Origin of the sequence: Nostoc sp. FACHB-892 (assembly GCF_014698795.1) — a bacterium.
Lineage (GTDB): Bacteria > Cyanobacteriota > Cyanobacteriia > Cyanobacteriales > Nostocaceae > Nostoc.
In genome coordinates this window covers 529,454-541,959 of sequence record NZ_JACJTR010000001.1, presented here as the reverse complement: position 1 = coordinate 541,959, position 12,506 = coordinate 529,454, and the positions used below count along the sequence as shown (strand labels likewise).

Genomic DNA, 12,506 nt, shown 5'->3' with positions numbered 1-12,506 from the left:
GAAAACCGTTTTGATGCAACACACGTAGGGGTGCATAGCTGTGCGTCCCTACGAACGGTCATATTTGGTATGCGTAATGCCAAATTTAGCCTGTCTTCATCTGAAAAAGCAGAGTCTAGTTTTGTGATTTTATTTTCCGAGTATTTCCGGAAGCGAAGGAAATTTTCAGTAATGGTAAGAGTTGAAGGATTGAGAATTCAAGACCACTCTTTCAAAAAATGCAACTATTACTAGCTTTAGCCATAAATGTAAGAAATGAAATTGAAATATTGTGTGATTAAAAACATAAGTAATTGCGTTTTACATAGGCTAGTCGAATGATGTAAAACCAAATCAGCGAAAGAGTTATCAACCTTTTCGCTCTATAAATACTTAGTTCGCACAAGCTATTAAGTTTACCCAAACAACCGAAATTAAACCATGAACTCCTCTTCATCATTAAGAGTCCGGGGAGATGTGAAATATACAAGTAATCAGCAGTCTCCCACTCCAAAAGTAGCTATGCTCAGATTTTTGAGCTTAGTTGCCGAGGATACAAACCTAGAATCGCAATTTAGCCAAGTTCGGGTTTTCCATGAGTTTCAACAAGGTGAGGAGACAATTATCTACAATCTAGATGGGAAAATTGAAGAAAATAGAAATTTTTTGTATTCAGTTTGCCAGGGTCAGGTGCAGCTAATTGCGTCAAACGCAACTATTCAAGGAGAAGCCTCAACTCATCTGCTCTTGGAAGCGCTAGCAGTAAGGGCGAGTCTTAGTAAGCTGGACTCATATTATAACCCGTGGGTAGCTCATTGGCAAGTAATTTATTATTTACTTGTCTGGCGAGTTCAAGGCGATCGCATATTAAGTAATCCAGCCATAGGCAAGGAATGGCTTTGGCGTTCACAATTTGAAGCTAGCAGGACAGCATATACCCTACTTTTAAACTTTACGGAAAACTTGAATGCTCCCAAAGGTGAGAAACTCTCCTTCAATTATTATTGGCAAACATTGTGGCATTACCGAAAATTACTCAGACAAATTATTTTTACTTCATTGGTTTGCACACTGATTAAGAATTCAGCGATTCTGATTTTGGACGAAGAGATTAGTGCTTTAAATATCGATTTAGCACGCAAGTTTAAACAGAAATTAACCCAAATTAATCAAGCTCCTATTACCTTCATAATGTCGGCTATATCTTTGTTACAAACATAGGTATACTTTTTAACAAAGGGCTTATCAATAACTCATAGTAATTTTTGGTTTATATTACCATCTAGCCCAACGGCAACGGCATCTGTAATCTTATATATAAAAAATTGTTAGATATTAATATGTTTATAAATTGCTATTGAATAAAACTAGCAACATCCTCTGCTATTTAGCTTTATATATATTAGTGAATTAGCTTAAGCTATACAGATTCAGCCTGCTATATTTTTTGTATTAGCATTCTGTTGCGTATATTTTAATAAACTCCACTTGTGATTATTAAAATCAGATATTCCTACTAATAAATAATTAGTTTTAGAATTTAGATTATTTGTAAGTTATTGATGATACTCATGAGATATCCATGAGCGCTTTATAGCGATTTTATCCTAGATATGCTAAAGCTGTAACCTTTGTATATCAAGGCATACAAAGATAAAAGATAACAATATTCTCTAATTGAGAATATTTTAAAAATATTTCCAATTAGTATGAAAATTCTCGTTTTATCAAACTTTTATATATTGCTATTTTTACAAGTTGTTTTACCTCCTAGTTAATGCTAATATTTTCTAGTGACTCGACAATAATAAAAGGTTTAAATTGATATTGCATGAGGGGTCTTACCCCTCATTATTTAGCAAAGGGGGTCAAAATTAAAAGTTGCACAATACGCATCTGCATATCAAAGTAGATTCAGTAAATTTAGCTTAATAATCTGCTAAATCCGTAGATGGCATTAATAGTAAAAAATAGTATAAATACCAATAGTGTTGTTAATGCTCAAAGACAAATATTTTTTCTATTACCTAAAAAAATATGCAAACTTCCCGGAAAATGCTTAATTTAGCAGTAGTAAGAAATACAACCAATTGAACAGACAAAGTTGTTTAATTAGGAGTTGAAAACAGTTTGTTAATCCTAAAAGCGATTAGAAGCTGCAAAAAGGCTAGTGCAGTTTGTAAGCTTTAATTTAAAAATCAACAATCGCAGAATCTAACCTAAATTACTTCATCCCAGGTAAATAAAAACTATGATGAATCAAGACATTGCAGGCATTAGTAGTAACTTAGATAAGACAGTGAAGGCTCAACAATTTGACAAAGTAGTTGAGGCAATTCTTGCTGGTAAATATTCCTGGGCATGTGTTTTAATGCTGCGATTTGCTGGCTATAATCCTCTCCATTACATTCCATACCGCACCTACAATCGATTGCTAAAAGAAAACTCTAAAGCCACTAGGGTAAATCAACAGCAAAGTGAAAACATAAAAATGCTGCAACATACTAATGATGCAATATCTGATAGTAATGGATCATCCAGTTGCTTAACCAAAATCAAAGACAGAGCTTATCTGGAAGTAGTCGGAAAGCAAAAAACGGAAATTCGTGGTGGTAGTTTAGATCAAAGATTGGCGTACCAAATTAACGAGCATCAATCAATAAAATCGCAAATGAAACCAGAAAGCACTCAAGATATTTCATTGAAAAGTTGTGGATTCAATTAAAAAGTACTTGGAATCAATAGGTTCTACTGTAGGTTTCATTGAGTCTCTAAGAGCCTGCTATGCTAATTGAAAATTGTTAGCATGGCAGGTTTTCTATAGCAATGAGGAATTTGATATTGTTTAAAAAAATCTGCCAAAATGGCAAATATATACTGATGAGATTGGTAAACTAATAAAAAGTACAGTACAACTTCAACCAAAATAGAGGTGATTGGCGGCAAGCAAGTTAATTTTAAATAATAAAATCAATGATTAGTTCTGACTATGGAAGAAATAAAACTGATTACAAAAGTAGTCAGCATTTCATGGAGTAAATAACTCCTACACCAAGTACACCAAGACTGATGATTCAACCGTTGCTACTGGTGGTTCTATTTTCGAGAGAGTTTGAGCAAAGAAAATTTGGAGCGGTAGCTTCTCCCAATCCAAAGTTTATACAGCTTTTACCGACTGCAGACGGTGCGAGTAATGCTTATAAAACTTTCTACACTTTGATTGGTGTTGCTTTAGTTAATAAAGCAAACGCTTAACACCAATACCGAGAACGGAAATAGAAAAGTTACGGTTAAATCCCTGTCGTGGCTAGTAGAACTAGTAGCTCATACGCTTCTCTTTCGACTATTTTAATCCTAGTCCTCCCAACCTGGATTATCTCTGTTTTCTAAATTTTCAATTTATATAGTAAGTACTGGAAGTTCAAAACTTGAATAGCTTCCAGTTTTTTATTTCTAAATAAAAATAAGGTGGGCAATTTGCCCACCTTATTTTTGTGGAGTATAGTTAATCCAAAAATGAATTAAACCTTGACTAATTCTGGGGTAGGACACTTGCTGTTACGAATTGCTGTAATAGCCTCAGCATAATCCTTAGCATTAAATACAGCTGAACCAGCGACAATTGCATTAGCTCCCGCTTCCAAAACTTGCCAGGTATTATTTGCCTTCAGTCCTCCATCCACTTCAATCCAAGGGTCAAGACCGCGTTCATCACACATTTGACGCAGCTTGCGGATTTTGGGTAATACACCAGGGATAAAGCTTTGACCACCAAAACCAGGGTTAACACTCATAATTAGTACTAAATCGCACAAATCTAGAACGTATTCAATTAGCTCTAGAGGGGTACCAGGATTGAGTACAACTCCAGCTTTTTTACCAAGCTCTTTAATTTGCCCTAAGGTGCGGTGTAGGTGTGGGGAAGCATTATGTTCGCAGTGTACGGAGATTATATCAGCACCCGCCTTAGCAAATCCCTCTACATATTTTTCTGGCTCCACAATCATCAAGTGGACATCCAGTGGTTTGGTTGTAACCGGACGAATCGCCTCCACAATCAGAGGGCCTATCGTAATATTAGGTACAAAACGACCGTCCATGACATCAACATGAATCCAATCCGCTCCAGCCGCGTCTACGGCGCGAATTTCGTCACCCAGACGACTAAAATCGGCCGATAGAATAGATGGAGAAATTACAATGGGCTTTTGAGATAGGTTTTGGGTCATGGCTAGTGGGTTTTTAAGCGTCCTCGTCTGTACGCATTGTAACAAAACATTGATCAAGACTCATAACTTTGATCCCGGCTTTTTTCGGGGGCGGGGATTGGGGACTGGGGACTGGGCACAAGGAGAATAACCCATGCTCAATACTTCTCTATAAGAGGGTGCGGCAATGCCCAAGACAAATGACAAATGACAAATGACCAATGACTAAAAAACTAACCTGGATAATTTGGGGATTAAGTGCTTCTTGTCTGAGTGCGCCGGTAATTGCTTTAGCTTTAGAATCTGCTTTGGGAACTAACGGCATTGATGCTCTAAAGCTACATCAACCTCCTTATAATTTAATCGGTCGTAAGATTGCTATTGGTCAAGTTGAAATTGGCCGACCGGGAATGTTTGGCTGGGATAAGGCGGTGTCTAAAAATCGCGCCATATCTTTAGCGGGAGTATTCTTACGCAATGGGCCAGCTAAATCTAATAGCGGTGTTGACCCCCACGCCTACAATGTTGCTGGTGTGATGGTAAGTCGAGACAAAGCTTTGCCGGGAATTGCTCCGGGAGCGCGACTGTATTCGTCTGCGGTGGGTTCAACTAAAAACATGGGTCAACCAGAAGAGTGTTTATCAGCCCAGCATATAGCGCTACAAAATAGTGGCGATGTTCGTGCTATTAACTTTAGCTTTGGTGAACCTCTAAGCCGCGATCCTAGACCAGAGGCTACTTTAGACGGCAATGCTTTACTAACTTTATGTATTGACTGGTCTAGTCGCGTTCATGACGTTGTGTATGCGATCGCAGGCAACCAGGGTAAGGGTGGTATTCCTATTCCTACAGATAATTTTAACGCAATGAACGTGGCCTTTTCATCCCGCAGAGGGAGAGTTTTTAACAAAGTAGATGTGGCTAATCTGGCCGGTGCTAACCAAGGAGCAACCAGACGGTTAGCTGGCAAGGAATTTAATATTGATGGGCGTCCCGCTATCAGTTTAGTTGCTCCTGGGAATAATATTCCCTTGATCAATCCAGATGGCAAATTAAACAAGGTTACAGGTACAAGTTTTGCAGCACCTCAAGTTACGGCTACTGTTGCTCTGTTGCAGGAATTGGCTGACAGACAGATGCGGACAAAACAACCCCACTGGAGTACCGATTCTCGCCGTCATCAAGTAATGAAAGCTGTATTGCTGAATTCAGGAGATAAAATCCTAGACAGTGGCGATGGCTTACGCTTGGGAATGACCCGAACCCTAATTGATAAACAAAATCAAAACTGGCTAGATTCTGATGCTTATAAAGATCCAAAGATTCCCTTAGATGCCCAAATGGGAGCGGGTCATTTAAATGTATTTCGTGCTTATCAGCAATTTAGTGCCGGTCAATGGCAGCCATCAGCTGCGGTGCCAGCGATTGGTTGGGATTATCGCACAGTCAATGTTGGAGCTTCTGGTGACTATATATTGGCAAAGCCGTTAAAGCAGGGAAGTTTTGTTGCTGTTACCCTGAGTTGGGATCGATTGGTAGAACTCAACGATAAAAATCAAAACCAGCAATATGATCTGGGTGAAAATTTTCGCGATCGCGGTTTAAATAATCTCGACCTTTACTTAGTAAAAGCCGATGCTCAAAATTCAGATGCTGGTGCTGTTTGCTCCTCAATCAGCCAAATTGATAGTGTAGAACATATTTTTTGCCCCGTTGCTGCTGCTGGCAATTATAAAATCCGCGTCCAGTTCCGTCAAAAGTTTAATGAAGCGACTCAAGCCTATAGTTTAGCTTGGTGGAGTGTACCTATCAATTGAAAGAGGGATGCACAACTTTGTCAACTTACAGCGTTTTCATCTATTTCAACAACGCTCTCCTATCGGGGCGCAAGCCGTGCTTCCTTAGAAAAATTTCGTATTTCGTGAACTGAGAAACATAATTTCATCTTTAAAAATCAAGAACGGTGGTTCTTTTGTGATTAGGTAGTTTAGAATACTTTTATTGAAAAATATAAAAATTCCTGCAAATCGGGATTTTTCATAATTCGCCTGCATAACCGCCTCAATTAGGAATTAGCAGCCTTAAGAAGTTGTGTTTAATTCCTCCGAACTATTAACTTGCTGTTACAAAAACTGTAACAGTCCCATTTTTCTATTGAAGCAAATGCAATAGTTAATCATTGACACAGTGTCTGCGTCAACCATGAGCACAGATCGGGAATCTTTGGCAAGTGAGGTAGCAGAATGAATCGACAAAAACTTAGTGATGCAAAAGAAAATTTTCTGCAAAGACGTTACGGTGTTAGTCTGGGCAGACGTTATGCTCTAGCAGCTGCAAGTGTTGTTCTATTCAGCGTATTAGGATGTTCTCAAGTCGAGAGTAACAGAAGTGCCCTCGCCCAATCTAGTTTACCTCAGTCAGAAACTCCATTGCAAAAAAAAACAGTCAACTCTGATACAAGAATAGTTGAGTCTAGCAATAAGTTTGGCTTCAAACTATTTTCAGAAGTTCTGAAAGATGATAAAGGTGAGAAAAATGTTTTTATCTCACCTTCAAGCGTCGCGATCGCTCTTGCTATGACCTACAACGGCGCTAACGGCTCGACTCAACAAGCAATGGCAAAAACCCTGGAATTACAGGGGATGACTCTACCAGAAATCAACTCTTCTTACGCGGCGGCATTGAAGCAGCTTTTAGACACTCAGGATGCGAAAGTGCAACTGAGCATTGCTAACTCACTTTGGGCAAATCAAGATGTTAGCTTTGCCCCAGACTTCCTCAAGAGAACCCAGGATTTCTATCAAGCTAAGGTCAGCAATTTAAACTTCAAAGATGCCGCCGCATCTACTATTATCAATAACTGGGTAGAAGAAAATACTAAGGGCAAAATTACTAAAATAGTTGAAACAATTCAACCCAATCAAGTGTTGTTTTTAATTAATGCCATATATTTTAAAGGTAATTGGAGTAACGAGTTTGAGAAAAGTCAAACCGCTCAATACCCTTTTTACATCACATCTGGCAGACGAAAACAACACCCGATGATGTCGCAAGAAGGTAACTATAAATACTATGAAAGCGAACAATTTCAGGCAGTTAGTTTACCTTACGGCAAAGACGGGAAAGTTAGTTTTTATATCTTCCTACCCAAACAAAACTCTAACCTTAAAGCCTTCTATCAAGGCTTGAATATTGAGAACTGGGAAAAATGGATGACTCAGTTCAATGAACAAAAAGGGTTTATTCGCCTACCCCGCTTCAAAACAGATTACGATGTTACCCTAAATGATGCTTTGAAAACTTTAGGCATGGAAGAAGCTTTTAGCAGCAAAGCCAATTTTTCCGGCATGGGTAAAAATTTTGCCATTAGCCAAGTTAAGCATAAAACTTTTGTCGAAGTGAATGAAGAAGGAACCGAAGCGGCTGCGGCTACTTCAGTGGGAATAGTAACAACATCTTTGAGGGAAGAACCAGAACCATTCCGAATGATTGTTGATCGTCCCTTCTTCTGCGCTATTAGGGATAATCAAACGGGAAACATTTTGTTTATGGGTTCCATCATTGAGCCACAGTAAAAAATCCAAATTTATTCATTTTGGATTTATTAATTTTGAATTTTGAATTGAATTCTAGGGTAATGTTGGTTCAGAAATACTCAGAGTATTTTTGGTGTCAGCTTTCGGGGGTTCTTTTGCTGCAACAGATGCAGTTATTTCCCCAGTGGCACTGTCGTCTGTCTCGCTGGTTAGCGCTCCCGGACGTAGGGCGCTTAAAGCGGTCTTAATTACAACAGCTGTAGGTACTGCCACAATTACACCTAACAGCCCGCCAACTCTGGCCCCTGTTAAGACTGAGATTAAAATCCAAACCGGATTTAAACCAGTAAAGCTGCCTAAAATTCGGGGGGCAATTAAGTTTTCCAGAATTTGCTGTACAATTACTGCTGCTATCAAAACTCTCACGCCCATTGAGAAATCTTGCAACGCTACCAATAATGTAGTCAAGGCGATGCCTACAGAACCACCAAAGGGGATGAGAGCCATCAGACCAATAGTTAGACCGAATAATAGGCCAAATGGCACCTTCAGCCACAAAAAGGTAGGAATGAGGGCTGATGCCATGCAAGTCGATAAAATCAACTGGGTGATGAAGAAATTTTGAAAGCTTAGGCGGACTGTTTTCGAGAAAGGATCGCGAAATTTAGTAGGTAGCCATCCCACTAAACTTTGCCAGAGTTCACCCCCATGCTGTAAAAGGTAGAAAGTCAAAACCATCGTTAAGAGAATATCTAGCAGACTAGTAACTGTAACTACCGCCAGATTTAAAACTTGTCCAGCGATCGCTTGCAATTGTCCTTTGACGCGATCGTTGATTTGCACTACCAGAGCATCGAGGTTAATCGGTAAGCCAAAAGTCTCAGCTTTTTCGTTTAATATCATTAACTGAGAGCGTCCAGAGTCGATTAACTCTGGCAAACGAACCACCAGTTGTTGAGCTTGGGTAAGGGCCAGTGGAAAAAGTGTCACACCCAACGCTAATAAAATCGATAAAGCCAAGAGAAATACTAAAATAGCGACTTGCTCTCGCCTAGCGCCATGATGCTCCATCCAACTCACGGGGTAGTTGAGCAGAAATGCTAAGACTGAGGCTCCGACTAAAATGACTATGAGAGAATGGAAATAATCAAAAAATACTGAAAGTGCCCAACCATTAAGAACTAGTAGCGGCAGGAATAACGCGATCGCCCCGATTCGCGCTATTGGTGTGAATGTTTGCCACCAGTCGAGTAGCTTGCGTGTCTGCATTTTGAGCTGATTGCGGGATACAACTAAATGAAATCTTTCTTTACAGCTTATTATCTCTAACTATATGAGTCTTATTCATCCTTCTAGTTTAGGAGTTAGACTAACCCAAATGGAAAATTTTGAACCGAAAGACAATGGAGAGCGGGGAGATGAGGGGGATAAGGGAGACAAGGGGACAAGGGGACATGGGGACAAAGAAAGTATTTTCCCAATGCCCAATGCCCAATACCCAATGCCTAATACCCAATGCCCAATCCCCAAAACACAGTTACTTTTATATTTGATTCCGATTATCGGCTTTTTCCCCTCCTTGTGGACTCTCTATCGGGGCCAGGGAAGTCGCGAACAACTTGCTATTAGCCGTCTATCTATTACTTTGGCAGTTACTTGGCTGTTGGGATATTTATTATTAGCTACCGGAGCAGCAACTTCAGATTTTTTTTCGCTACGTCTATTTATCTTGAATAGCTTTCTCACGTCGGGTTACTTTTTAGTAAGTGTTTGGTTGATTTTGCGCCTGATGCAAGGCAAATCTGGGCGTTTACCAGGGTTTACTAATTTAGCAGAACGAGTGTTCGGTAAGTACTTATCTTAATTTTTTGGGGTGATAATTTTTCAGTAATTTTACTTATTTCCGAAAAAATTACTGTTGATTTATCTATATATGTAGTCAAATCCAGTTTATTATTGCCATACTTCAGTAAAACATATCCAGGTTGATCAAAAAAAGGAAAAATGCTGCTATAAGTGTTGTGGTTGACACTACATTAAAAAAGTTAGCACTGATAATTAAGAGTTAGTTATTATGGGTTGATTTATCTGTATGTTTTTAGTCGGCAAATTTACAGAATTTGATTATTGAGTAAGTGTGAGGAAGTCTGTGACCATTCAAAGAAGTTCGGCGGAAGAAAATCATTCGGGAAAAGCCTCAAAGTCCAGTAAAAAAATTTCCCTTTCCCGTAACTCGAAATCAGGACGTTGGCTGTGGTTTTGGGTAGGGATGAGTGGAATTGCAATGGTGTCAGCAACAGCAGGGGCGCTTTTAGCGGTGTCTTTAACCAGTACGCCTTTACAACAAGCCCAGCTAAGTCCACAGGAGGAGGCAGCCTTTGATGGCGATCGCATTTCTGGAGGTGTGCTGCGATTTTCAGAATTAACTCGCCCAGTCAATCTTTTAGTTATGGGGATGAGCGTACTTCCCCCAGATGTTCAAAACCCTCCCGAAGAAACCAAAAACCTGAGATATCTGCCCCAGGTAAACTCCTTTGATGGTCTTGCCGATGTGATGCTCTTGGTCAAATTTGATCCAGAGACGAAAAAAATAGTTATGCTTTCTGTTCCCAGAGATACCCGTACAGAAATAGAGGGGTATGGGGTGAGAAAAATTAATGCCGCCAATGTTGAAGGTGGGCCAGCTTTGACTGCCAGAACCGTCAGTAATCTTTTAGGTGGGGCGGGAATTGATCGCTATGTGCGAATTAACGTTCTCGGAGTTGCCAAGCTGATCGATGCTTTGGGAGGCGTAACAGTCTACGTCCCCAAAGATATGAAGTACCAAGATGATTCTCAGCATTTGTACATCAATTTGAAGGCAGGTAAGCAGCATCTCAGCGGCGATCAGACACTGCAATTGCTGCGGTTTCGCCATGACGAACTTGGTGATATTGGTCGAATTCAGCGGCAGCAAATGGTCATGCGTGCCTTAATGGATCAAACACTCAACCCAGCTACTGTAGCTCAATTCCCTAAAGTTCTTGAGGTAGTGAAAGACCATATTGATACCAATTTGACGGTTGAAGAGTTAGTGGCACTAATGGGTTTTGGGGTGCGGACAAATCGCTCTAATATGCAAATGTTAATGCTGCCAGGTCGCTTTAGCGAAAAGAGTGAGTTTGATGCTAGCTATTGGTTGCCCAACAAAGATGGTATTGCCAAACTGATGGCTCAACACTTTGGTTTGGAATCAGAACAGGAACAGCAAATGGCTGATCCAGGCTCTTTGCGTGTAGCAATTCAAGATAGTACAGGTGGCGATCGCTCTAACCTGCGACCATTGATTAGAGCTTTGGAAAAATCTGGATATCGCAACATCTATGTAGCCAAGGCATGGGGTGAACCTCTAGAGGTGACTCATATTGTCGCCCAGCAAGGAGATGGTGAAAGTGCCGAATTAATTCGTGACACTTTGGGATTTGGCGAAGTGCGTGTGGAAAGTACTGGCAACCTTGGCTCGGATATTAGTATCCAAGTAGGCCAGGATTGGTTGCAACAAAAATCTATTTTAGAGGACTTGCTAAGGGAATAATTCGTAATACTCGCCATTTGCGTAACGTCTCGTAGAGAAGGCGAGAAGCAAGCTACGTAATTCGTAATTCGTCATTCGTCATTAATTACACTGGCACAAATGCTGCTGAGAGCGAATTTACTACCTGGTTGAGTTCTTGGAGTTTAGCTGCTACTACACCATTGGTTAATAATTCTTCTGCCTTCGCTAAACCCTCTGGCATATCTCGACAAATACCACTCCGCCAGAGGTAAAATCCGCCATTCCACAAGGCTGTTTGCATTAGTTCGCCTGGTTCACCTGCCAAAACTTTCTGAATATCCGCCACCAATTCTTCAGTAGTTCCAAGGGGTACGTTCTTGGTAGTAAAGCCGTAATCACGCGGTACGAGGTGCAATCGTTCTACCTCTTGGGATGCTACGGATGAAGATAAGCTGATAATCGCAGTGCGATCGCGCGGTAAATCACAACTACCTTCCAATCCTTTCACTAATGTAAATTTTGTTACTCCCCGCAGCCCCAAAGCTATCTGAAACATCCCTTCTGTCGGCGGATGAACAAACCCAGAAATTACGTGAGCATCCCCGGCATAAGGACACCAGATTAACTCCATTGTTGCCAATGGCGGACGTTTGCCAAGTTGGTCGCGGTACTCCCAAATACTTGTAGTTAAAGGAAAATGCTGAGGTAGATAAATAAAGCCGATTCCCGTTTGCTCAAACACTTGTTGAGTTTTTGCTAGTGGTAGGGTAGTCCAATCGACTCCTAAACCCTGCCAAATATCTATTAGAGGTAAGCCGTACTTTGTTGGAAGGCGATCGCCACCGTGCATTACCACTGGTTGTCCAACTGCGGCGAGTAGTAAAGCTGTTACCGGACTAATTGGTGCTGTGCGTGTTCTGCCATCATAAGGGATGCCAAGAGCGATCGCTGGTCGCCGAGAGTCGAATGGTTGCAGTTTTGGCCCCAGTTCATCATAGGCATCCAACATTCCTGCTAACTCTTCCCCTGTAGGACGTTTGATTCGATGAGCAATCAAAAACGCTCCAATTTGGGCTGGTGTAGCTTCACCCAGCAGCATCATTTTAGTGGCGGTGGCCGCTTCAGCGCGAGTTAAGTTCTCGCCTGTATGGTTTCCGCTACCTACTTTTTTCAGTAATTCCCTAAATACATTGCTCATTTGTGCTTTGTCCTACCCTATGGGAAGCCGCAAACGCGTCTATGTCATTT

At 40.7% G+C, this 12,506-nt stretch carries 10 protein-coding genes; 7 read left to right on the top strand and 3 right to left on the bottom strand.

Translation table 11 applies throughout. From position 1 onward, the window contains the following. The first annotated feature begins 420 nt into the window (after positions 1-420). The 3 genes from H6G96_RS02305 to H6G96_RS02295 all read left to right on the top strand — a co-directional run bounded on the left by H6G96_RS02305 (position 421) and on the right by H6G96_RS02295 (position 3,234). Entirely contained in the window at positions 421-1,200 is a 780-nt protein-coding gene (locus tag H6G96_RS02305; RefSeq protein ID WP_190909811.1) for a cysteine peptidase family C39 domain-containing protein, read from the top strand. Positions 1,201-2,233: 1,033 nt separating this feature from the next. Beyond that, positions 2,234-2,704, top strand: a complete 471-nt coding sequence (locus H6G96_RS02300) for a HetP family heterocyst commitment protein (RefSeq protein WP_190909988.1) — start codon at positions 2,234-2,236, stop codon at positions 2,702-2,704. 344 nt (positions 2,705-3,048) lie between these two features. Continuing rightward, a complete protein-coding gene (locus H6G96_RS02295; protein ID WP_190909809.1) occupies positions 3,049-3,234 on the top strand; it encodes a hypothetical protein in 186 nt (61 codons plus the stop codon). Between the two features lie 266 nt (positions 3,235-3,500). On the opposite strand, the gene rpe is transcribed toward H6G96_RS02295, so the two are convergent. Beyond that, on the bottom strand, positions 3,501-4,208 hold the full coding sequence (gene rpe, locus H6G96_RS02290; RefSeq protein WP_190909807.1) for a ribulose-phosphate 3-epimerase: 708 nt from the start codon (positions 4,206-4,208) through the stop codon (positions 3,501-3,503). Positions 4,209-4,408: 200 nt separating this feature from the next. Between rpe and H6G96_RS02285 the strand changes: the two genes are divergently transcribed. Together H6G96_RS02285 and H6G96_RS02280 are read left to right on the top strand one after the other, a co-directional pair. After that, positions 4,409-6,004 (top strand): S8 family serine peptidase, encoded by a 1,596-nt coding sequence (locus H6G96_RS02285; RefSeq protein WP_190909805.1) that lies wholly within the window; start codon positions 4,409-4,411, stop codon positions 6,002-6,004. A gap of 426 nt (positions 6,005-6,430) precedes the next feature. Continuing rightward, on the top strand, positions 6,431-7,762 hold the full coding sequence (locus H6G96_RS02280) for a serpin family protein (RefSeq protein ID WP_190909803.1): 1,332 nt from the start codon (positions 6,431-6,433) through the stop codon (positions 7,760-7,762). A 54-nt stretch (positions 7,763-7,816) separates the two neighbouring features. On the opposite strand, the gene H6G96_RS02275 is transcribed toward H6G96_RS02280, so the two are convergent. Beyond that, positions 7,817-8,992: an AI-2E family transporter gene (locus H6G96_RS02275; RefSeq protein WP_190909801.1), complete on the bottom strand. Its 1,176-nt coding sequence runs from the start codon at positions 8,990-8,992 to the stop codon at positions 7,817-7,819. A gap of 211 nt (positions 8,993-9,203) precedes the next feature. On the opposite strand from H6G96_RS02275, the gene H6G96_RS02270 reads away from it, so the two are divergent. After that, positions 9,204-9,587 (top strand): hypothetical protein, encoded by a 384-nt coding sequence (locus H6G96_RS02270; RefSeq protein ID WP_242063150.1) that lies wholly within the window; start codon positions 9,204-9,206, stop codon positions 9,585-9,587. Between the two features lie 285 nt (positions 9,588-9,872). Beyond that, a complete protein-coding gene (locus H6G96_RS02265) occupies positions 9,873-11,297 on the top strand; it encodes an LCP family protein (protein ID WP_190909799.1) in 1,425 nt (474 codons plus the stop codon). Between the two features lie 85 nt (positions 11,298-11,382). Here H6G96_RS02265 and H6G96_RS02260 read toward each other — a convergent pair whose 3' ends face one another. Continuing rightward, on the bottom strand, positions 11,383-12,456 hold the full coding sequence (locus tag H6G96_RS02260) for an anthranilate phosphoribosyltransferase family protein (protein ID WP_190909797.1): 1,074 nt from the start codon (positions 12,454-12,456) through the stop codon (positions 11,383-11,385). Positions 12,457-12,506: the final 50 nt, after the last annotated feature.